Annotated in this window: 20 protein-coding genes and 1 pseudogene; 9 read left to right on the top strand and 12 right to left on the bottom strand. The window is 72.1% G+C overall.

The genetic code is table 11. The features are described from left to right. Positions 1–184 precede the first annotated feature (184 nt). From ACFWBB_RS20710 to ACFWBB_RS20690, 5 genes are read left to right on the top strand one after another with little or no spacing between them, the layout of a single operon-like run. Positions 185–3,253 (top strand): nitrate- and nitrite sensing domain-containing protein, encoded by a 3,069-nt coding sequence (locus tag ACFWBB_RS20710; protein WP_385274210.1) that lies wholly within the window; start codon positions 185–187, stop codon positions 3,251–3,253. Continuing rightward, entirely contained in the window at positions 3,250–3,753 is a 504-nt protein-coding gene (locus ACFWBB_RS20705; RefSeq protein ID WP_385274207.1) for a roadblock/LC7 domain-containing protein, read from the top strand. Before ACFWBB_RS20710 ends, ACFWBB_RS20705 begins: the two co-directional genes overlap by 4 nt. Then, complete coding sequence (locus ACFWBB_RS20700; protein ID WP_385274204.1) at positions 3,750–4,181, top strand: DUF742 domain-containing protein; 432 nt, start codon at positions 3,750–3,752, stop codon at positions 4,179–4,181. Before ACFWBB_RS20705 ends, ACFWBB_RS20700 begins: the two co-directional genes overlap by 4 nt. Beyond that, the gene (locus ACFWBB_RS20695) at positions 4,162–4,815 is read left to right on the top strand and encodes an ATP/GTP-binding protein (RefSeq protein ID WP_385274201.1); all 654 of its coding nucleotides are present in this window, start codon (positions 4,162–4,164) and stop codon (positions 4,813–4,815) included. Before ACFWBB_RS20700 ends, ACFWBB_RS20695 begins: the two co-directional genes overlap by 20 nt. 24 nt (positions 4,816–4,839) lie before the next feature. Beyond that, a complete protein-coding gene (locus tag ACFWBB_RS20690; RefSeq protein ID WP_385274198.1) occupies positions 4,840–6,093 on the top strand; it encodes a styrene monooxygenase/indole monooxygenase family protein in 1,254 nt (417 codons plus the stop codon). On the opposite strand, the gene ACFWBB_RS20685 is transcribed toward ACFWBB_RS20690, so the two are convergent. The 4 genes from ACFWBB_RS20685 to ACFWBB_RS20670 all read right to left on the bottom strand — a co-directional run bounded on the left by ACFWBB_RS20685 (position 6,066) and on the right by ACFWBB_RS20670 (position 9,598). After that, positions 6,066–7,451, bottom strand: coding sequence for an NlpC/P60 family protein (locus tag ACFWBB_RS20685; protein ID WP_385274195.1), 1,386 nt, complete (start codon positions 7,449–7,451; stop codon positions 6,066–6,068). The two genes, ACFWBB_RS20690 and ACFWBB_RS20685, sit on opposite strands and share 28 nt — an antisense overlap. A 101-nt stretch (positions 7,452–7,552) precedes the next feature. Continuing rightward, positions 7,553–7,948 carry a hypothetical protein gene (locus tag ACFWBB_RS20680; protein ID WP_385274192.1) on the bottom strand — a complete coding sequence of 132 codons (396 nt, stop codon included), beginning with the start codon at positions 7,946–7,948 and terminating at the stop codon, positions 7,553–7,555. A gap of 14 nt (positions 7,949–7,962) precedes the next feature. Then, positions 7,963–8,613 carry a TetR/AcrR family transcriptional regulator gene (locus tag ACFWBB_RS20675; protein ID WP_385274189.1) on the bottom strand — a complete coding sequence of 217 codons (651 nt, stop codon included), beginning with the start codon at positions 8,611–8,613 and terminating at the stop codon, positions 7,963–7,965. A 46-nt stretch (positions 8,614–8,659) separates the two neighbouring features. Further along, positions 8,660–9,598: a diiron oxygenase gene (locus tag ACFWBB_RS20670; protein ID WP_385274186.1), complete on the bottom strand. Its 939-nt coding sequence runs from the start codon at positions 9,596–9,598 to the stop codon at positions 8,660–8,662. Positions 9,599–9,710: 112 nt separating this feature from the next. On the opposite strand from ACFWBB_RS20670, the pseudogene ACFWBB_RS20665 reads away from it, so the two are divergent. Together ACFWBB_RS20665 and ACFWBB_RS20660 are read left to right on the top strand one after the other, a co-directional pair. After that, positions 9,711–9,866 (top strand): annotated as a pseudogene (locus tag ACFWBB_RS20665) (Uma2 family endonuclease); the annotation flags it as partial. Positions 9,867–9,940: 74 nt separating this feature from the next. Further along, positions 9,941–10,294, top strand: a complete 354-nt coding sequence (locus ACFWBB_RS20660; RefSeq protein WP_385274183.1) for a hypothetical protein — start codon at positions 9,941–9,943, stop codon at positions 10,292–10,294. A 22-nt stretch (positions 10,295–10,316) separates the two neighbouring features. On the opposite strand, the gene ACFWBB_RS20655 is transcribed toward ACFWBB_RS20660, so the two are convergent. The 7 genes from ACFWBB_RS20655 to ACFWBB_RS20625 form a co-directional block, all read right to left on the bottom strand. Beyond that, positions 10,317–10,847, bottom strand: coding sequence for a DUF3291 domain-containing protein (locus ACFWBB_RS20655; protein ID WP_385274180.1), 531 nt, complete (start codon positions 10,845–10,847; stop codon positions 10,317–10,319). Between the two features lie 45 nt (positions 10,848–10,892). Continuing rightward, positions 10,893–12,350 (bottom strand): peptidoglycan D,D-transpeptidase FtsI family protein, encoded by a 1,458-nt coding sequence (locus ACFWBB_RS20650; protein ID WP_385274177.1) that lies wholly within the window; start codon positions 12,348–12,350, stop codon positions 10,893–10,895. Further along, positions 12,347–13,930 carry an FtsW/RodA/SpoVE family cell cycle protein gene (locus ACFWBB_RS20645; RefSeq protein WP_385274174.1) on the bottom strand — a complete coding sequence of 528 codons (1,584 nt, stop codon included), beginning with the start codon at positions 13,928–13,930 and terminating at the stop codon, positions 12,347–12,349. Before ACFWBB_RS20645 ends, ACFWBB_RS20650 begins: the two co-directional genes overlap by 4 nt. 63 nt (positions 13,931–13,993) lie before the next feature. Continuing rightward, complete coding sequence (locus ACFWBB_RS20640; protein WP_385274171.1) at positions 13,994–15,070, bottom strand: SH3 domain-containing protein; 1,077 nt, start codon at positions 15,068–15,070, stop codon at positions 13,994–13,996. A 70-nt stretch (positions 15,071–15,140) separates the two neighbouring features. After that, a complete protein-coding gene (locus ACFWBB_RS20635) occupies positions 15,141–16,445 on the bottom strand; it encodes an ATP-binding protein (RefSeq protein ID WP_385274168.1) in 1,305 nt (434 codons plus the stop codon). Further along, a complete protein-coding gene (locus tag ACFWBB_RS20630) occupies positions 16,442–17,287 on the bottom strand; it encodes a hypothetical protein (RefSeq protein WP_385274165.1) in 846 nt (281 codons plus the stop codon). The genes ACFWBB_RS20635 and ACFWBB_RS20630 overlap by 4 nt, the downstream gene beginning before the upstream one ends. A 149-nt stretch (positions 17,288–17,436) precedes the next feature. Next, complete coding sequence (locus tag ACFWBB_RS20625; protein ID WP_385274162.1) at positions 17,437–17,946, bottom strand: dual specificity protein phosphatase family protein; 510 nt, start codon at positions 17,944–17,946, stop codon at positions 17,437–17,439. 111 nt (positions 17,947–18,057) lie between these two features. Between ACFWBB_RS20625 and ACFWBB_RS20620 the strand changes: the two genes are divergently transcribed. Beyond that, positions 18,058–18,861, top strand: a complete 804-nt coding sequence (locus tag ACFWBB_RS20620; RefSeq protein ID WP_385274159.1) for a nuclease-related domain-containing protein — start codon at positions 18,058–18,060, stop codon at positions 18,859–18,861. Positions 18,862–19,067: 206 nt separating this feature from the next. Here ACFWBB_RS20620 and ligD read toward each other — a convergent pair whose 3' ends face one another. Beyond that, positions 19,068–19,949 (bottom strand): non-homologous end-joining DNA ligase, encoded by an 882-nt coding sequence (gene ligD / locus ACFWBB_RS20615; protein ID WP_385274156.1) that lies wholly within the window; start codon positions 19,947–19,949, stop codon positions 19,068–19,070. A 97-nt stretch (positions 19,950–20,046) separates the two neighbouring features. On the opposite strand from ligD, the gene ACFWBB_RS20610 reads away from it, so the two are divergent. Beyond that, positions 20,047–21,249, top strand: a complete 1,203-nt coding sequence (locus ACFWBB_RS20610; protein WP_385274249.1) for a Ku protein — start codon at positions 20,047–20,049, stop codon at positions 21,247–21,249. The last annotated feature ends 111 nt before the right edge of the window (positions 21,250–21,360 follow it).

Here is a 21,360-nt window from a genome sequence, read left to right as displayed (position 1 = left end):
GCAAGGCCGCTGCACACGCCGGAGGAACTTGCCCGCCCGCTCCTCTCCGATGTTCACTCCTTCGGGTGGCGGGGCAAGCGATGCACGGCCCCTGCCCACCGGCACTGGGAGGGTCGGGAACCGTACCGGACGTACGCACCAGTTGACGGAGCGTCACTTCCGGCCCATGGCACACGAGTCAGGAATGCGAGCACCGGTGCAGAAGTCGCGGCCTCGGCGTACGGGCAGGCAGACGGCCTCCGAGGGGGGCGCGGAGCGCACCCCTGTCGGCAAGGGCCGTCCGACCCATGTACGCAACCGGCTGATCGTCGCGGTGGCCGTCGTGGCCGCCGCCATCGCCGGGGCGGGCGCCCCCTCCATCCTCGCCGCCTCCGGGCAGCTGAAGGACTCCCAGGACCTGGTCACCCTGGCCGAACAGACCCAGGACGCCCTCGCCCTCGCCCAGTCCCTGGCCGACGAGCGCGACGAGGTCACCACCTACGTGGCGGCCGGCCGGGTGAAGTCCAAGGCGCCCTCCACGCAGGGCAGCGCCCGGGTGGACCGGCAGTCGCGCGAGCTGACCGCCGACACGGACGTCTCCGCCGCGCTGCGCGAGGCCCTCGCCGCCGTGCCCTCCGTGCGCCAGTCCGCCCTCACCGGCAAGGACACGGCGCTCCAGGCGCACGAGGCGTACTCCAAAGCCATCACCGCACTGCACGCGCTCGTCGACCGGCTGGCGGAGCAGATGCCGCCGCGCGCGGGCTCCGGCGCGTACGCCCTCGCCGAGCTCGACACCGCCGTCCAGCAGGCCTCCGCGACCCGGGGACTGCTGCTCGCGGCGCTGAACGTGCCGACGACCACCAAGAGCGAGTACGACCCCGTCACCGGCCGGTCGAGCACCGAGAAGGTCTCCTCCGGCGCCGACACCAAGCTGCGCGACGCCCTCACGGCCGCCGCGCAGCAGGCCCGGCTGCGCTCCGACGCGGCCCTCGCGGACTTCCGGGAGGGCGCGCCGCAGGACGCGGTGGCCGCGTACGACTCCACGGTGACCGGCGGTGACGTCGACACCGCCGAGGCCTACCTCGCCTTCCTCACCGACCAGCCCGAACTGAGCGCCCGCGAACTCGACACCGGCGTCAAGAAGCTGGACGCCGCGCTCTCCGCCCGGGTCGACCTGATGCGCGGGGTCGAGTCCTCCCTGTACGGCCAACGCGGCCAGGACCTCGCCGGGTTGCGGGACGACGACGTCACCGACCTCGAACTCCGGGTCACCCTCCTCGGGGCCCTGATGCTGCTGGCGATCGTGGTCGCCACCGGCATGGCGCGCAGCCTCACCCGCCCGCTGTCCGTCCTGCGCAGGGGCTCGGCGAGGCTGGCGGAGGCCGAGAACCCGGCAGCGGAGGAACCGGTCCGGTTCACCGGCCGCAACGACGAGTTCGCCCAGGTCGTCCGCTCCGTCAACGCCCTGCACGAGCACGCCGTGGCGCTCCACGAACGGGTCGGCACCCTGGAGGCCGACCGCAAGCACCTCGTCGGGCAGCGCCAGCGGATGGCCGACGCGCGCGAGGAGCTGCGCGCCGAACTCGACGGTTCCGCCGCCCAGCTGGCAGGCCTGCGCGACAGCATCAGCGGTACCTTCGTCAACCTCGCGCTGCGCACCCTCGGCCTTGTCGAACGCCAACTGGCCGTCATCGAGGGCCTGGAGGAGCGCGAGCAGGATCCCGACCGGCTGGCCACGCTCTTCAAGCTCGACCACTTCGCCACGGTCATGCGCCGCCACAGCGAGAACCTGCTGGTCCTGGCCGGCACGGAACACGTCCAGCAGCACGCGGGCCCCATCCCGCTGGTGGACGTGGTCCGCGCGGCGGTCAGCGAGATCGAACGCTACGAGCGGGTGCGTATCTCCGCGCTCCCTCCGCACGCGCACGTGGCGGGCTTCGCCGCGGACGACCTCTCCCATCTGCTGGCCGAACTCATGGAGAACGCCACCTCGTTCTCCCCGCCGGACCTGCCCGTCGAGGTCTCCGGCTGGCTCCTGGAGAACGGCGAGGTCATGCTCTCCGTCCAGGACGAGGGCATCGGCGTGGCCGAGGAGCGGATGAGCCGCCTCAACGCCCGCCTCGCCGAGTTCGACCCGGAGGCGCCGTACGACCAGGAGGGCGAGGAGGGTCTCGGCCTCGGCCTGTTCGTGGTGGCCCGGCTCGCCCACCGGCACGGGGTGCGGGTGCGGCTGCGCGAGCAGAAGCAGGGCGGAGTGGCGGCGGTCGTCGTCCTGCCGACGGCGCTTCTCGCCGCGGCCCCGGCCGCCGCGGTCCCGGTGACGAGCCCGGCGTCCGCCGCCCCGCAGTCCTTCTCGCTGCCGGGCGCGGACGCGGAAGCCAACTCCAACGTCCTGCCGGGCCGCACCAAGCCCGCGGACCCACTGGTCGCACTGGCGGAGAGGGCGGTACGAGAGGCCCGCCCCACCCCGCACCCACCCGAGCGGCCCTCGGCGCAGCCCTCCTCCGACACCCCGACGGCAACTCCGTCCGGGGCGCCGGAAGAGACCGCGGCCCAGTTCCCGGCCGAGACGCCGGTGGCGATTCCGTCGCAGGCTCCGGCGCAGACGTCGGCGCAGCCCTCCTCCGACACCCCGACGGCAACTCCGCCCGGGGCGCCGGAAGAGGTCTCGGCCCAGTTCCCGGGTGTGCCTGCGCAGACCTCGCGGCGGAGTCCGGCGGGGCCGACGCGGGCCCCGGTGGAGACGCCGGCCGAGACCACGATGGAACTGCTGCTGCCGAGCCCGCAGGGCGAGGGAGCGGCAGAGGAGCAGCAAACCGCCGGCGGCCTCCGCCTCGACCTCGGCCAGGCGTCCACCGCCGGCGGCGACGGCATCCCGCAGGGGCCGCCCGCACCCGACTGTGAACTCGCCGGAGGCGGAGGCGGAGGCGGAGGCGAAGCCGAGGCTGAACACACCCGCACGCCGGACGCCCCGGAAGACCTCGTCACGGACAAGGGCCTGCCGAAGCGCACTCCCAAGATCACCGCACCCACCCAGGCCCCGCGTCAGCGGACCGGTTCCGTCGACGCGGACGCCCTCCGCCGCCGGCTGGGCGGCTTCCGCCGGGGGGCGGAGGCGGGCTACCGCGACGTGGAAGCGGAGATCGCCGACCGGACGGGCCAGAACCAGGTTCCGTCCCCCGAAGCAGCACGCAACGCTCGTCACGCAGCTCAAGAAGTACACGCACACGCCGAAGAAGACACGGGGGGCACAGTCGAGGAGGCAAGCAGTTGACCGCGCCCAGTACCTTCGGACTGAGCAGTGAAGCCCGTAACCTGCACTGGCTGTTGACCAACCTCGTGGAGGAAGTACCCGGCATCCAGTCCGTCGCCGTCGTCTCCTCGGACGGCCTGCTCCTGCTGTCCTCGGACCCAGGCCGCAACCTCGAGGCACGCGAGGTCCGCGAGGCCAAACCCTCCGGCCCGCGAGGCTCCTCCGCCGACCTCGCCACCATCGTCTCCGGCATCGGCAGCCTCACCATCGGCGCCGCCAAGCTCATGGCGTTCGGCGGGGTGAAGCACACCATGATCGCGATGGACGAGGGCAGCCTCTTCGTCATGTCGATCAGCGACGGTTCGCTCCTCGGTGTGCACGGTTCCGCCGACTGCGACATGAGCGTGGTGGCGTACCACATGGCCCTCTTCGTGGGCCGCGCCGGCCATGCCCTGACCCCGGAACTGCGCAGCGAGCTACGGCAGTCCCTGGAGTCCCGGACCACGGGTGGTGTCCGATGAACGCCGTCCCGCGGCAGCCCGAGGGCGACCGGCAGCTGCTCCCCGTCCGCGGCGGCGACCGCAAGCCGGCCCGGGTGCGCCCCTACTCGCTCACCGGTGGCCGTACCCGCTTCGGTCACGTCCTGCTGGTGGAGACGTTCGTGGCGGCCCTCGAAGCGCCCGAAGAACGCAAGGAACTGACGAACGGTTCGCTCAGGTCCACGGTCATGCCGGAACTGCGGGCCATCGTCGAACTCTGCCGCCGTATGCGCACGGTGGCCGAGATCGCCGCGCTGCTGAAGATGCCGCTCGGCGTGGTCCGGGTGCTCCTCAGCGACCTCGCGGACCAGGGAAAGATCCGTGTGTACGGCACCGGTACCGCTCACGGTACGGGCCGTCCCGACCGCGCTCTGCTGGAAAGGGTGCTGAGTGGACTCCGTCGTCTCTGACGCCTCCTCCTTTGGCGTCGCCCCCCTCGTCGAGCCCGTGACGGAGCCCGACGAACCCCTGCAGCCCTGGCAGACGGACCGCACCCGTGCCCCCATCGCCACGAAGATCGTGGTGGCGGGCGGTTTCGGCGTCGGCAAGACCACCCTCGTGGGCACCGTCTCGGAGATCGAGCCCCTCCAGACGGAGGCGCTGATGACCGAGGCCAGCGAGGAGACCGACGACCTCACCGGCACCCCGGAGAAGGTCACCACCACGGTCGCCATGGACTACGGCCGGCTGACTCTCGACGACGACCTGGTGCTCTACCTGTTCGGCACGCCGGGACAGCAGCGGTTCTGGTTCATGTGGGACGACCTGGTGCGCGGCGCGATCGGCGCGGTCGTGCTGGCCGACACCCGACGCCTCAAGGACTGCTTCCCGGCGCTGGACTACTTCGAGAGCTGCGGGCTGCCGTACGTCGTCGCCGTCAACCACTTCGACGGCAGCGAGCTGTTCGAGCCGGTGGACGTGCGGGAGGCGCTGACCATCCCCGCGCACATACCTGTCATGATCATGGACGCGCGGCGCCGGATCTCGGTGATCGAGACCCTCCTGGCCCTGGTGGGCCACGCGCTCGACGAAACCCCCGAGTAAGGCCCTTCAAGGAGAGTTCCCCGCATGCGGAAGATACTCGTCGTCGGAGCCGGCCAGTCCGGTCTCCAGCTCGCCCTCGGCCTCCAGTCGCACGGGTACGAGGTCACCCTGATGTCGAACCGCACGGCTGACGAGATCCGCTCCGGCCGGGTCATGTCGACGCAGTGCATGTTCCACACGGCCCTCCAGCACGAGCGCGACCTCCAGCTGAACTTCTGGGAGCAGCAGGCCCCGAAGATCGCCGGACTCGGTGTCTCGGTCGCGGCCCCCGGCTCGCACGACCCGGGCCCGACCCAGCGCGCGATCGACTGGCTGGGCAGGCTCGACGGGTACGCGCAGTCCGTCGACCAGCGGGTGAAGATGGCCGGCTGGATGGAGACGTTCGCCCAGCGCGGCGGCCAGCTGGTGATCCACGGCGCGGCGGTCTCCGACCTCGACTACTTCTCCCGCGCCTACGACCTGGTCCTGGTCTCGGCGGGCAAGGGCGAGCTCGTCCAGATGTTCGGCCGGGACCCGGAGCGTTCCCCCTACGGCGAGCCGCAGCGCGCCCTCGCCGTCGCCTACGTCCACGGCCTCGGCCCGCGCCCGGAGCACCCGGACCTGGACGCCGTCCGCTGCAATCTCGTCCCCGGCGTCGGCGAACTGTTCGTCATGCCGACGCTCACCACCTCCGGCCGCGCGGACATCCTGTTCTGGGAGGGCATACCCGGCGGCCCGCTGGACGTCTTCAAGGGCGTCAAGGACCCGGCGGAACACCTCTCCCTGACCCTGGAGCTCATGGAGAAGTTCACGCCCTGGGAGTACGCGCGGGCCACCAGGGTCGAACTGACCGACGCCGGCGGCACCCTGGCCGGCCGCTACGCGCCCACCGTCCGCAACCCCGTCGGCCGCCTTCCCGGCGGCGGTCTGGTGCTCGGCGTCGCCGATGTCGTCGTCGCCAACGACCCGATCACCGGCCAGGGCTCCAACTCGGCGTCCAAGTGCGCGGCCGCGTATCTCTCCTCGATCCTCGAGCGCGGGGAGAAGGAGTTCGACGAGGAGTGGATGCGCGCCACCTTCGACCGGTACTGGGACACCGCGCAGCACGTCACCAAGTGGACCAACGCGATGCTGGCCCCGCCGCCGGAGCACATCGTCAACCTGCTGGGCGCGGCCGGGCAGCTGCCCCCGGTGGCCGATCGTTTCGCCAACGCCTTCAACGACCCGGCCGACTTCGAGAACTTCTTCTACGAGCCCGAGAAGACCGCGGCCTATCTGGGATCGGTTTCCGGAGCCTGAGCGGGCGTCCGAGCGGGAGCCTTGGCGGGCAGTTGATCCGGAGCCTGAGCGGGTGTCCGAGCCGGCGTCTTGGCGGGCGTCCGAGCGGGCGCCTCGGCGGGCGTCCGAGCGGGAGTCTTGGCGGGCGTGCGAGCGGGTGGTGCGTCCGGGCGTACGGCTCCGAGAACCGGTTGGGCGGCGATCTCGGTGATCTTGACCTTTTCGCCGGTTCTCGGGGCCTGGACCACCTTGCCCCCGCCCAGGTACAGCGCGACGTGGGTGGCCTCGGGGAAGTAGATCACCAGGTCGCCCGGGCGCAGCTCCTTCAGCGGGATCCTCGGCAGGTGCGCCCACTGCTCCTCGCTGGTGCGCGGGATCGGCGTCCCGGCGTGCCCCCAGGCCTCGGAGGTGAGGCCCGAGCAGTCGTACGACCCCGGGCCCTCCGCGCCCCACTCGTACGGCTTCCCGAGCTGCCGTACGGCATACCGCACGGCCTTCTCGCCCTCCTTCGACGGCTTGCCGTCCTCGCCGAGCGCACCGGACGCCACGAGTTTCCTCTGTGCCCGGGCGACGCCGTCCTTCTCCAGCTCGGCCAGGGCGGTGAGCTGGTCTGCGGTGAGGGAGGCGAGGAGTTCCTCGACGCCGGCCAGCCGCCGGGTCACGTCGTCGCGCTCCTTCTTCCTGCGTTCCGTGAGGGTGAGCTGCTCGTCGAGGGCTGCGCGGGCCTTGCGTGCCAGGCCGTCGGCCCTGCGTTCGCCGCTCGCCAGCCGCCCGACCGTCTCGGCCCGCTCACGTGCCAGCCGGCCGATCAGATGCCCCTGGTCGAGGGCGTGCTGCGGATCACGGGCCAGCAGCAGCCGTACGTAAGAGGAGATGTCGGTGCTGCCCTGGTACTGCTGGCGGGCCAGCCGTCCGGCCGCGCCCCGGCTCGCGTTCAGGGAGAGCCGGGCCTTCACCAGGCCGGCGTCCAGCCGCCCGGTCTCGGCCCGCCGCCGCCCGAGCTGCTCCTCGGTGGCGTTGAACGCCTCGGTGGCCCGCTCGGCCTCCCGGTACAGCCGCTGAAGCTCCGTCAGCAGCTCGGAGACGGACCGCTCCTCGGCGTCCGAGGGAGCCGACGGGTCCGAGTCGTCCGGGGCGTCCGGGGTGTCCGAGGCGTCCCTGACGTCCCCTTCGGCCGGCGACGGCACGCCGGGGTCGGCGATCTCCGGCGCGGGGACCGGTGGTTCGCCCGGGTCCGGGGTCCGGGGCACTGTCACGGCCCGCTCGCCGGGCTGCGGGAACCCCGGTACGGCCACGGCGAGCCCGGGGGACAGGGCGGCCTGTGCGGCGAGCGCCGCCGTGGAGACCGTACAGGCCAGTCGCAGCAACCTTCCTGACACACCATCACCTCCGCCGCGGGGTGGCCCCTCCACCCCGTACGGCGAGCATCAGGCGCGCGGGCCCGGCCCGCGCGCCGGGGGCGCGGTTCGGCGCAACCGGGTCACTCGTCGGCGTCATCCCGCCGATCGCCCGGCGTGGCGTCGGGCCCGGAGGCGCGAGGGGTGCCGGGTGCGGGGCCGGGCCCGGTGTCCGGCTCGGTGCCGGGTTTCGACCACGGCCACTTCAGCCCGCTCAGTCCGCCCAGCGCGCCGCTCTTGCCCCCGGTCCCCTTGTCGCCCCCGGCGGCGAACTCGTACTTCCAGCCCTGGGGCAGTCCGAGCCTCTTGCCGTGGCCACGGGGCACGCGCCGGTAGACCAGGACGGTGGGCGGGCCGCCGGCCGCGTCGGGGACGGGGATGCGGTACGTCTTCGGCGGGTGCCCGGTGGGGCCCAGCAGTACGGGCAGCACCCGGCCGTCCATGGGGCCGCCCTCGAAGGGGGTGTCTTCGCTCTTCACCCGACCAGTGTCGATCAGGTCTCCGCGCTCAGCGCACCCCGGACCAGTTCGGCGGTCTGCGCGTCCCGCGCCGCGGTCACCGAGAGGACGGCGACGAACTGGTCGACCAGCCAGTCCCGCAGCTCCTCGGCGGGCGGCTGCTTGTCCTCGTCGAGCCAGATGAGGGAGGCCGCCTCGACCGCGGTGATCCACATCCGTACGGTCATCCGGAGCCGTGGCCCCGGGCCGGGAACCCCCAGGTGGCTGTAGATGGCCTCGGCGGCGGCCCGGCGTACGCCGTCCACGATGGCGGTCGTCCGCGAGGTCTCGACGACGCTGCCGCCCTGGAGCAGGGCGCTGAAACCGGCGTCATGGCGGCCGACGAAGGTCAGGTAGCGGTCCAGGACGCGGGCGAGGCGGGGGCGGAGCGGGCCGTCGTGGGGCTCGTCGAAGCAGTGGTGCAGCTCCTCGGCGGCGGAGCGCAGGGCGGCCTCGTAGAGCTGCTGCTTGCCGCCGGGGAAGTACCGGTAGACGAGCGGCCGGGACACCCCGGCGGCCTCCGCCACGTCGTCCAGCGAGACGTCCTCGGGGACGCGGTGCGCGAAGAGCGAGAGCGCGGCCTCGAGCAGCTGGCTGCGGCGCTCCTCGACGCTGAGGCGGCGGTAGGCGGGGGCGGCGGGGGTCATGACGTGCAGCGTAATCGCCCGCCCCCGCCCGGTGCCCGCCGTCGGCTCAGGCGAGCAGCCCGGACGACCTCCACAGCCGTCGCCCGACGCCCCGCAGCACTCCGATGTCGTCCAGGAAGTCCGTCAGCCGCTTCGATCCCGTCTGCATGACCTCCCGCCGGTGCCCGCTGGCCCGCACCTGCGCCATGGCCTCCCGCTTGTCCAGGCCGACGTTCGTGTAGACGTCCGGATTCACGAAGGCGACCGAGAACACCCGTGCGAACTCGCCCGACGTGACCCGGGTGAACTCCTGGGACCACCTCGGCGCCGTCATCATCTGGCGGCGCAGCTCCTCTCGGGCGTAGCGCACGTGCCGGGCCTCCTCCACGACGTGGATCCGGGTGACGCCCCGGACCAGCGGCTGGACCCGCTCGTCGGGGAAGGTCAGCCGCTGCATCCAGTCGAGGACCTCCTCGCCGAGCAGGGTCGCGGTGAAGGAGCCGGGAGTCGTGGAGATCGTCTTGAACAGCCGTCCGAGGTGCTGGTGGGCGCGGCTCACCGGGTACCAGGGCGTCCCGCCCTGGGTGATCAGCCGGGCGAACATCTTCGAGTGCCGGCACTCGTCCTCGATCTCGGTCAGCGCGTACCGCACATGCGCGCTCGTGGCCGCCTTGTCGTAGATGTGCCGGACGAGCAGCTGCATGAGGATGATCTCGAACCAGATCCCGAGCGAGGCGAGCGCGGCGGCCTCGTGCTGGGACAGGAGGATCCGCTGCTCCTCGCTCATCCGCCGCCACATCGGCGTGTCGTACAGGGACACCAGTTCCGGCGGCCAGAACCACTTGCCCTCCTCGAAGGGGGCGTCCCAGTCCAGCTCCTCGTCCGGGTCGAAGGAGTGCTTGGCGGAGGACGCGAGCAGCCGCTCGGCCACCTGCTCCCGGTCCTTGAGCAGGCCCAGCGCGTCCCGCAGCCCTTCCAGCGCGTCGGCATCCGTGAGGGTCGTCATGGCTCTTATGAGACTGCCTGTCAGCAAGGCCGTCAATCCCTCGCGCGTCAACAATCCGTTCCGGCTGGGTAGGCTGGTCGCGCCTGCCAGGCTCCACCGCATGGGAGTAACCATGAGCGCCGCACGCGAGTACGTGCTGGACGAGGACCACGAGTGGGCCCGCCCGCCGGTCGACGGCTGGACGGCGGACGACCTCGACCGGCTCCCGAATCTGCCTGCGCGCACGGAGCTGATCGACGGGAACCTGGTTTCCGTGAGTCCGCGGACGGTCCCCACCGGCATCCACCACGACAAGCCCGGGCTCTCCCTCCCGTTCCCCCTCGCCGCGATCGACCGCCGTCGGTGACCGCCGACGGGCGGCCCGTCGTCGCCCTGCGGGTGCGCAACTCCGGCGAGGAGCCGCTGGAACTCATCCTCGAACCGTACGGCAGCGATCACTGGTTGCGGCCCGGGGAGACCTTCGTGATCTGGACGCTCGACGGTCCGGGTGACGGGGTGTCCGAGGCGGCCGGCAAGTCCGAGGCGCCTCAAGCCTTCGAGGCCTTCGAGGCCTTCGAGGTGGAGCATGAGCCGGGCAGGGTGACCGTGCACGCCGAGCGGCTGCCCGCCTACGTCGGGGACGTCGACGGCAACGAGATCGAGTGCGGCCACAACAGGCCGGAGCCCGCGGGCCCGTTCCGGCTCAAGCTCCCCTGACCCCTCGAACCGACGGGGCCGGTCAGACCGAGCAGCCCAGGTCCTCCGGGAGTGCGAGTGTCACCGGCTGCGCGCCCTGCGGCGGGAACGACGTGCGCAGGCCGAAGGCGTACGGGGTCGGGCCGTTCGCACGTAGATGGAGGAGCCGGGACTCGGCCTCCGCGACCGTCGGGCGGTGGCCCGCCGGGACCCACCACAGAGCCGTCATCGCCTCCGCCACCCGCTCGAACCACTCCCGTCGGCGGGCGAGCAGCTCGCGGTGGCGACCCTGGTACATGAACGAGGTCAGAGCGTCGACGTCCTGCCACACCGTCATGTTGATGATCAGCCAGGAGTCCCCGAAGACCTGGATGTCGGTCGCGTCGCCGCCGTCGGACTGGAGCCGCCACACATAGCCGTCAGCCGCCTCCGCGGCGGCGTTGACCGGTTCGAGGGCGTCCACGAAGTCCTTGAACTCGGGTGAGTCCAGAGGGAACTTGAGGCGGGAGATGTTGACCTGCGCGAGTTCGAAAGCGGCGGTTCCGGTGACGTTCTCAGCTCTCGTGTCAGTCATGAGCGAACCGTAGGACGCTGCTGTGGGGTCCCGGTAGCCCCCGTCTCACGAGTTGAGCACCGCCTCCATCACGGCCCGCGCGATCGGCGCCGCCATCCCGCCCCCGGTGATGTCCCCGCGGCGCGCCGATCCGTCCTCCACGACCACCGCGACCGCGACCCTCGGCTCCATGTCCCGCTCGCCGCGCGCCCAGGAGACGAACCAGGCGTACGGGATCCCGGCGTTGCCGAGGCCGTGCTGGGCCGTGCCGGTCTTGCCGCCGACGACGGCGCCGGGAATCGCGGCGTTCGTGCCGGTGCCTTCCCGCACCACACCTTCCATCAGCTCCCGCATACGGCGCGCCGTCGAGGGGTACATCGCCTGGCGGGACGGGCGGGAACCGGCCGTGGCCACCGTGGCACCGCCCTGCCGCGTCGTCCGCTCCACCAGGTACGGCGTGCGCACCTGCCCCCCGTCGGCCACGGCCGCCGACACCATCGCCATCTGGAGCGGCGTCGCCCGCGTGTTGAACTGGCCGATCGAGGACAGCGCGAGCTGCGCCCGGTCGAGCGAGGTGTCGAAGGTGCTCGGCGCGACGGCGAACGGGATCCGCACGTGCACGTCGTTGAACCCGAACGCCTGCGCCGTCCGGGTCATCCGGGCGAGCCCGGTGTCCACGCCGAGCTTCGCGAACACCGTGTTGCACGACCACTCGAAGGCGTCCCGCAGAGGAGCGTCCTCGCAGCCGTCGCCCTCGTTCGTCAGCCGCGTCGTCGTCCCGGGCAGCCGGTAGGGAGCGGGGGAGTCGGTGGCCGCGTCGAGGTCGGTGATCACGCCCGCGTCCAGCGCCGCCGCCGCGGTGACCACCTTGAACGTCGACCCGGGCGGATACGTCTGGCGCGCCGCCCGGTTGAGCATCGGCTTGTCCGGGTCGTCGTTGAACCGCGCCCAGGCCTGTGCGGCCCCGGCGTCGTTCCCGGACAGCGCGGCGGGGTCGTAGGAGGGACTGGACACCAGCGCCAGCACCCGCCCCGTCGACGGCTCGATCGCCGCGACCGCGCCCTTGCGCCCGTCCAGCCCCTCGTACGCGGCCCGCTGGGCCTCGGGGTTCAGGGTCGTCACGACGTTGCCGCCGGGGGCCCGGCCGTGCGTGACGTCGTTCCACAGCGGGAACGGCGAGAGCAGCGGATCGGCACCGGAGAGCACGTCGTCCCCGGAGTGCTCCAGGAACGTCGTCCCGTACACCTGCGAGGCGAAGCCGGTCACCGGTGCGTACAACGGCCCGTCGCGGTACGTGCGCTCGTAGCGCAGTTGCTCACCGGTGTCCCGGGAGCCGGTCACGGGGACGCCGCCGACCAGGATGTCGCCGCGCGGCTGGGCGTAACGGGCGATGGAGTCGCGCCGGTTGGCCGGGTTGCCGTCGTAGGTGCCGGACTCGACGACCTGGACGCGCAGGGCGTTGACCAGGAGCGCCACCAGCAGCAGGGCGCTGAAGACGGCGGCGTGCCGGATGTGCCGGGTCAACCGGGCCTCCCTGGGGCCTTGTCCTTCGGTGTGCCGGACGGTGTGTCGCGTGGCGTGCCGAGCTGCGGCGCGTTGTGCGAGGTGCCGTCCGACGAGCTCCGCGAGGTGCCGTCCGACGAGCTCCGCGGGGTGTCGCCCGGCGAGCTCCGCGCGGTGTCGTGCGGTGTGTGAGACGGCCGTCGCGCCGAGTGGCTCACCCGGATCAGCAGCGCCACGATCGCCCAGTTGGTGACGAGCGAGGAACCGCCCTGCGCCAGGAACGGCATCGCCATGCCGGTCAGCGGGATCATGCCGGTCACCCCGCCCGCGATCACGAACACCTGGAGCGCCACGATCGAGGCGAGACCGGTCGCCAGCAGCCGGCCGAACGGGTCGCGCAGGGAGAGGCCCGCCCGGTAGCCCCGCTCCACCAGCAGGCCGTAGAGGAGGAACAGGGCCGACAGGCCCACCAGGCCCAGTTCCTCGCCCGCCGTCGCCAGGATGAAGTCCGACTTCGCGGCGAAGCCGATGAGGACGGAGTGGCCGAGGCCGAGCCCGGTGCCGGACATCCCGCCGGCCGCGAAGGAGAACAGCGACTGCGCGAGCTGGTTGGGGCCCTGACCGGCCTCGATCGTCGCGAACGGGTGCAGCCAGTCCTCGACCCTGCTGTGCACGTGCGGCTCCAGGCGGCCGACGGCGACCGCGCCGAGCGAGGCGAGCAGCAGCCCGACGGCGATCCAGCCGGTGCGGCCGGTGGCGACGTAGAGCATGACCACGAACAGGCCGAAGAAGAGCAGCGACGTGCCGAGGTCCCGCTCCAGGACCAGCACGCCGACGCTCAGCAGCCAGATCGTGACGATCGGGCCGAGGACGCGTCCGGTGGGCAGCTGCAGCCGGTCGAAGCGCCAGATCCTGCGGCCCGCGTACGCCAGCCCCGTGCGGTTGGCCGCCAGGTACGCGGCGAAGAACACCGCGAGCAGCACCTTCGCGAACTCGCCCGGCTGGATGGAGAACCCGGCGATCCGGATCCAGATCCGGGCGCCGTTCACGGCCGGGAAGAGGATCGGCAGGGCGAGCAGGGCGAGCGCGGCCACCACACAGACGTACGCGTACCGCTGGAGCACACGATGGTCGCGCAGCGCGGCCACGACCATGATGAACAGGGCCACTCCGAGCGTGGACCACACCAGTTGGGTGGGCGCCGCCCGGTCGTTCGGCGTCTCCAGGTCGAGCCGGTAGATCAGCACCAGGCCGATCCCGTTGAGCAGTACGGCGATGGGGAGGAGGAGCGGGTCGGCGCAGGGGGCGCGCAGCCGCACCGCGAGATGCGCCAGCAGCGCGAGCACGCCGAGCCCGGCGCCGTAACCGGCGGCGCCGGGCGGGACGGTGCCGTTCTTCGCGAGACCGACGGCGCAGTAGCCGTACACGCAGAGCAGTACGGCCAGGACGATGAGGGACAGTTCGACGCCACGGCGCCGGGGGAGGCGTGCCGCGGGAGCGGGCGCGTCGGCCGCCGCCACGGTGGCACCGGCACCGGCACCAGGGCTGGTGCCCGTATCGGCGCCGGCTCCCGTCCCTGCTCCGACTCCGGCTTTCGTCATGTCCGGAACCTACCTAAACATGGCTCCCTGCGAGCCTTGGGTGCTTTCGGTGTCGGTGTCGGGTCAGCACCAGCGAGGTGTCGTCCCGATGGTGGCGATGTACCGCGCGGAGCCCCAGGCCCAGGTGCCGTCCGTGAGGAGGTACCAGAGGGAGTTGCCCTGGACGTTCTGTCCGGGAGTCCGGCAGAAGATCGAGACGATCTCGCCGCGATGGGCCACACGGATCACCTGGCTCGCGCGGGTGGGCGCGCTGCGCAGCAGCAGTTCGTTCGCGGTGACGCGCCCCCGGTAGCGGCGGGAGTCGTTGCCGTTTCCGCCGCCGTTCTGCCAGTTGTCGCCGCCGTCGCCACCGTTCTGCCAGCCGTTGCCGCCGCCGCCGCCGTTCTGCCAGTCGTTGCCGTTTCCGCCCCCGCCGTTCTGCCAGTCGTTTCCGCCGCCGGACTGCCAGGGTCCGTTCTGGGTGCCCTGGCCGCTCTGATTGCCGTTGCCGTTGCCCTGACCCTGGCCATTGCCCTGGCCATGACCTTGACCTTGGCCGTTGCCCTGGCTATGACCTTGACCTTGGCCGTTGCCCTGGCCCTGGCCGTTGCCCTGGCCCTGGCCGTTGCCCTGGCCCTGGCCCTGGCCCTGGCCTTGGCCATGGCCATGGCCTTGACCGTTGCCCTGGCCTTGACCGTTGCCTTGGCCGTTGCCCTGACCTTGGCCTTGACCTTGACCGTTGCCCTGGCCTTGACCGTTGCCCTGGCCGTTGCCTTGGCCGTTGCCTTGGCCCTGGCCGTTGCCTTGGCCCTGACCTTGACCTTGGCCTTGTCCCTGGCCCTGACCTTGGCCTTGGCCTTGGCCTTGGCCTTGGCCTTGGCCTTGGCCGTTGCCCTGGCCCTGGCCCTGGCCCTGGCCATGACCTTGACCGTTGCCCTGGCCCTGGCCCTGGCCCTGGCCCTGACCGTGGCCGTGGCCGGTGCCGTTCTGGTCGTCTGCGCCCTGGTTCTGCCAGTCGTACGAGCCGTCGTCCTGACTGTTGAAGCCGTTGTCCTCGCCGTCCCAGTTGTCGGCGAGGGCCGGGGTGACGGCCGCGGTGACGGCGAGGGTGCCGGCCGCGGTGACTATGGCGACACGGGTGAGAGCGGTACGCAGGGACATGGCGATACCTCCATGAAGAGGGTGGAGCTGACTAATCGCCACATTAGGAGCGGTTCGCGCGTGCCGCCCGTCACGCTGCGCCATCGGGGAGGCCGCTCGCGGCAGGAGCACTCTGAGGGAGCGTCAGCGTCGCCACCGCGCCGCCGTCCGGTGCGTTGGCGAACGTCAGCCGGGCACCCAGCACCTCCGCCTGACCGGCCGCGATGGTCAGCCCGAGGCCGTGCCCCTTCGCTCCGCCCTCGGTCCGGAACCGCTGCGGCCCGTGCGTGACGAGGTACTCCGGATAGCCGTCCCCGTGGTCCCGCACGGTGACCACGGGCCCGTCCACCGTCAGTACGACGGGCGACCGCCCGTGCCGGTGCGCGTTGGCGAGCAGGTTCCCCAGCACCCGCTCCAGGCGTCGCCGGTCGGTCTCCACGCACGCGTCCCGGACGATTTCCACCTCGGTGCCGGTCGCCGAGGTGCCGGAGCCGTCGGAGGCCCCGGCCGCCCGCACCACCCGGACCGCCAGCGCGCCCAGCGCCTCGGCGTCCAGCTCCAGCCGCTCCCGCCCGGTGTCCAGGCGGGAGATCTCCAGCAGGTCCTCCGTCAGCGTGCGCAGCGCCGCCACCCGGTCCTGGACCAGCTCGGTCGGCCGCCCCGGCGGCAGTAGTTCCGCCGCCGCGTGCAGCCCGGTCAGCGGTGTGCGCAGCTCGTGCGCCACGTCGGCGGTGAACCGCTGCTCGCTCTGCAGCTTGCCCTGGAGCGAGGACGCCATGGAGTCCAGCGCGACGGCCACGGCGCCCACCTCGTCCTGCGGCCGGCCCGGCTCCTTCGTACGGGGGTCGTCCACGCGGGCGTCCAGGTCGCCGGCGGTGATCCGCCGGGCCACCCGCGCGGTGGCGTGCAGCCGCCGGGTCACCCGGGTCACCGCGACGGCGCCGACCAGCAGCGTCGCGCCGATGGCCAGCACCGACGACCACAGGATCGCGGTGTCGAGGGCCTCGATGGTGCGGGCGCTCTGCGAGTAGTCGACGCCGACCGCGAGGGCCCGTCCACCGTCGGCCGGGCCCGCCGCCCACATCGTGGGGCGCCCGTCGTGGTCGGCGACCATCGTGCCGCGCTCCCCGGCCACCGCCAGCCTCCGCAGTGACGCGGGCAGCCCCGGCGGATCGAGGCTCGCGCCCCGTCCGAGGGTGTCACCTGCCTCGAAGGCCGTCGTCGCGTCCTTCAGCCGGGACAGCGCGAGGTCACGGGCCTGCCCGACGGTCTGGTTCGTCACCGAGACGTGCACCAGGACGCCGAGCAGGGCGGCCAGCGCGCAGCACATCACCGTGATGAAGACGGCGGCCTTCACGGCGAGCGTGCCGGCCCACGAGGGAAACGCGAGCCTCATCGGCCGCTCGCGGAGCCGGAAGCGGAAGCGGAACCGGCGGTGGAGAGGGAGGCGGAAGCGGAAGAAGAGGCGGCGGTGGGGCTCGGGGCGGCGTCGGGGCCCAAGGAGGCGGAGGGCCGGGACGAGTACTTCCGGTTCCCGGTGCGCAGCATCTCGTCGTGGGTGAGCAGCATCGCCCGCTGCTGCGGGTCCCAGGTCCACTGGAGGCGGTACTCGTAGCCCGCGACCTCCGACGGGGCACGGATGATCACGGACCGCCCGGCCAGCTCGACCCCGCTCACGGCGTCCTCGTAGGCCATGACCTTCACGAGTCTGTCCTTGCGCACGGTGTAGACGCGGACGGCCGTCAGCTTGCCGGGCAGCTGCCTAAAGCCCAGCGTCAGATCGTCGTGGCCGTCGCCGGTGAGGTCCCGGTAGTACGCCTTGAGCACGGGGCACCGGCTCCCCGCCGCCCCGCTCCTGCCGCAGTCGGCCATGCGGCGGGCCGTCTCGGCGTAGGTGCCGGCGCTGTAGTCGCCCGGATTCGCGGCGATCTCCTGGCGGACGACCGCCACCGGGTCCACCTTGCGGATGTCACCGCCGGGGACCGTGATGCCCTTGACGACCTCGGTGTCCACCTCGCCGATGTCGAAGGCGGGGCTGGAGGCGGGGGTCAGATCCGGCCACAGCTTGTCCGGGCTGATCGCGGTCGGAGTCGCGCCCGCACCCTGGAGGTCACCGGCATCGCCGCAGCCCACGGCGACCGAGGCCAGCAGGGCGACGGCGACGGCGGCGAGCCCTCGCCGGGCGGGACCGGAGGGGCGCGAGGAGCCGGAGGAGCTGATGGGGCGACTGCGAGGCACGGGACTCCTGGGACTCCTCCGGGGATACGACGGTGTCAGGCCCCTACACCTTATTTGTAAGGAAGTCCGTTTTGCGTACCGGTGGGCCGGAGATGGTGAGGCGTTGAGGTCCTTGCCGGGGCGAAGGGTTCCTGATCATGGTGAAACGATTACTCGGCCAGTTCCTCCAGGAGCCTGGCCGTCGGCAGCCCCGCCCGCAGGTACTCCACGAACAGCTCGTTGTGCAGGGCCCACGGCGAGCGCCGTGACCGTATCAGCCGGATCGCCTCCTCGGCCGGGCGGCCCCGGCGCACCAGAGTGTGGGCGACGACCAGGCCGGAGCGGTTGTAGCCGCTGTAGCAGCGGACGAGGACCGTCCGGCCGTCGTCCATCGCCTCTCCCGCGGCCTGCGCCAGCCGGATCACCCCGGCGAGCTGGGTCCCATCCAGCGGACCGTCGGGAATCGGCCACACATGATGACGTACACCGGGGTCGGGCCCGTGTCCCTGCCGGGCGCGCGTCAGCGTCTGGACGAGATCGAACTCGCCTCGCACCACGGCGGGTTCCACTGCCCCGGAGGGTCCCCGGTACTCGTGTCCGCCCATCCACAGGCCGGGCACGATCTCGTTCCACGGACGGTCCGGAACCGGTACCTCGGGTTGCTTCCTGCGGGTCCGCAAGGGCGCCTCCCCAAACGCGCTGTCCAGTGCTTGCCCAACTCGCCTCGGGGGTAACCGCCTCCTTGCCCCGCGGCGCCCCTCCTGTTCCCATGGTCATAGGGGTGATGGTGCATGCATGGACTGCGCGTCATACCGACCTGGCGGCATGGCCAGGAGCGGCTCTACGTCTGTCTCGAGGACGGCAGGAACATCGCCTGGTACGACCGTGAGGCGGCCAGGATCAACCTGATCGGCGACGATCGCAGAGAGGACGTCCTCGATGTCCTCGGCCCCTTCGTCACCGGCCCGGTGACGGTCGGGCCGCCCCCGGTGCCCACCCCCGCGGAGCTGGCCCGCCTGTTCCTCAACCCGGACGACGACCTGGCGCCCAACCGCCCCGGCGAGGCCCTGCTGATCGACCTGGACCGCGACCCGGGCCCCGCTCACCGCCTCAGGGCCGACCCGCGCCGTCATGCCCTGGCGGCCGAGCAGACCGTCGGCGAGGCCCTGGACCGCCTCGACGGTGCCGGCTGGCACACCCTGCACTCCCTCCCCCTGCCCGGCGGGGACCGCGTCCACCACCTGGCCATCGGCCCGGCCGGCCTGTTCGCGGTCCACGCGCTGTACGCCCGTAAACAGCGGGTCCGGGTCGCCGACCCCCTGGTCACCCTGGGCCGCCGGGACCCGGAGCCGCTGCTGCGCCGGGTACGCGCCGACGCCGACCGCGCCTCCTACGCCCTGACGGCCGAGGTCCGCCCCGTGCTGGTCCTGGTCGGCGCGACGGACGTCCTCGTGACCGTCCCTGCGCGCGAGGTCCGCGTCCTGGACGACACCGGCCTGACCGACCTGGCCCGGCTCGGCGGCGTACTCAAACCGGCGGACGTCGAAGCGCTGCACGCGATGGCCCGGGACCGGGGGACGTGGACGCGCGTGTGACCCGCCGAGGCAGGAGGTGCCGGTGCGCTGTCGGCCCGTCCGGGGGTGCCCCCTCCGGGGGAGCGTGAGGACGAGGCCCGTCCAGGGCCGAAGCGAAGCGGGGCCCAGGGGGCGGCGACTCCCTGAGGACGGGACGGGACGGGACGGGACGGGCGGGGCGGCGGGGGCGGCCGGGGGCGAGAAGAAGAGCGGGCCGGAGTGCTCGCTCACGGCACCGCCCCTGCCCGCGCGGCATCGAGCAGTGGCGCCAGCAGGTCCCCGTAGTCCTGGAGGCGCGGGGCGATGTCGGGGGCCGCGAACGTGAGCGGGCCGGCGGACCGGCACTCCTCGACCTCCTCCCAGGTGACGGGCGCCGACACCGTCGGCTCGGCCCGCGCCCGCAGGGTGTACGGCGCCGCGGTCGTCTTCCGTGCCGCGTTCTGACTCCAGTCCACGAACACCTTCCCCGGCCGCAGACTCCGCGTCATGCGGTGCAGAACCAGCCGGGGCATGGCCTCCTCCGCCTCGACCGCCAGCTGTTTCGCGTACTCCGTGACCCGTTCGGAGGAAGCCCCCCGCACCGCCGCCAGCAGATGCAGCCCCTTCGACCCCGATGTCTTGGGATGCGCCTCGATCCCGTCCGTCGCGAGCCGTTCCCGCAGCCACACCGCGACCTCGCAGCACTCGACGACGGTCGCGGGGGCGCCCGGATCCAGGTCGAAGACGAGCCGGTCGGCGACCTCGGGCTCCTGGATCACCCACTGGGGCGTATGGAACTCCGTGACGAGGTTCGCCGCCCAGACCAGACTCGCCAGATCCTGCACGACCACCATCCGGGCGGGCCCCTCCGACCTGGGCACATCGGCGGTGGTGACCCACTCGGGCGTCCCCGGCGGCACGTTCTTGGCGAAGAAGACCTGCCCGTCGGGCCCGTCCGGGTAGCGCAGGAAGGACAGCGGCCGGTCCCGCAGATGGGGGAGCAGGGCGCCGGCGACGGTCGCGTAGTAGTGCAGCACCTCGCCCTTGGTGAAGCCGGTCGCCGGATACAGCACCTTCTGCAGATTGCTGAGCGCGAGCCGTCTCCCCTCCACCTCAGTGATCGGCGTCATACGATGAGAATCACACGAAACTATTGGCTAACGCCTCATATTAACTGCAAACATCTCAAACGCCCGAAACCCCCATGGCGACTCTGTGGCCGGAAAGGTGCTGCACGTGAGATCCATCTGGAACGGTGCCATCTCCTTCGGTCTCGTCAGCATCCCGATCAAGCTGGTGAACGCCACCGAGAACCACTCGATCTCGTTCCGCCAGATCCACACCGAGGACGGCGGCCGCATCCGCTACCGCAAGGTCTGCGAGCTGGACGACCACGAGGTGAACTCGGCGGAGATCGGCAAGGGGTACGAGGACGCGGACGGCACGATCATCCCGGTCACCGAGGAGGATCTGTCCCACCTGCCGCTCCCGACCGCGAAGACGATCGAGATCGTGGCCTTCGTCCCGGCCGACCGGATCGACCCGCTCCAGATGGATGCCGCCTACTACCTGCAGGCGGGCGGTGCCCCGGCGGCGAAGCCGTACACGCTGCTCAGGGAGGCCCTGAAACGCAGCCACAAGGTGGCGATCGCGAAGTACGCCCTGCGCGGCCGCGAGCGCCTCGGGATGCTGCGCGTCGTCGGCGAGGCGATCGCCATGCACGGCCTGCTCTGGCCGGACGAGGTCCGTGCGCCGGAGGGCGTGGCCCCCGACACCTCCGTCACCGTCCGCGACAAGGAGCTCGACCTCGCGGACGCCCTGATGGACACCCTCGGCGAGGTGGATCTCGAGGACCTGCACGACGAGTACCGCGAGGCGGTGGAGGAGGTCGTGGCGGCGAAGGCGGCCGGCGAGACACCCCGCGAGATGCCGGCCCCGCCGTCCAGCGGCAAGGTGCTGGACCTGATGGCGGCCCTGGAGAAGAGCGTGCGGGCGGCCAAGGAGTCGCGCGGCGAGAAGCCGGGGCGGGGAGCTTCGGAGCCGGGGGAGGAGCAAGGGAAGGGACAGGGGGAGGCGGCGGAGGAGGAGCCGGAAACGGAGGCCCAGGTCACCCACCTTCCGCAGCGCCGGTCCGCTCGTACGGCACCCAAGCGGACGGGTGGCAAGAAATCGACGTCGACGGCGAAGAAGACCACGGCGGCGCCGAGGAAGTCGACGGCGAAGTCGACCCAGGCCGCGAAGAAGTCGACGGCGTCGAAGAGCACCGCACAGACGAAGAGCACTTCAGAGACGAAGAGCACCGCACAGACGAGGAGCACGGCCAAGAAGGCCACCGCGAACAAGACGACGGCGAAGGGGGCGACGAGGGGGACGACGGCGACGAAGAAGACGGCCGCGAAGAAGGCGACGCCCCGCAAGCGCACGGCCTGACACCGCCTGACACCGTCCTGCTCTCACCACCCCCCTCCTCCTCACCCCTCTTCGCTCTCCGCCCCTCTTCGCCCCCTTTCGCTCTCCGCCCCTCTTCGCTCTCCTTGCCCG

It is taken from the genome of Streptomyces sp. NPDC060000 (genome assembly GCF_042737375.1).
Taxonomy (GTDB): Bacteria; Actinomycetota; Actinomycetes; order Streptomycetales; family Streptomycetaceae; genus Streptomyces.
This window is presented reverse-complemented; position numbering and strand designations above follow the sequence as displayed.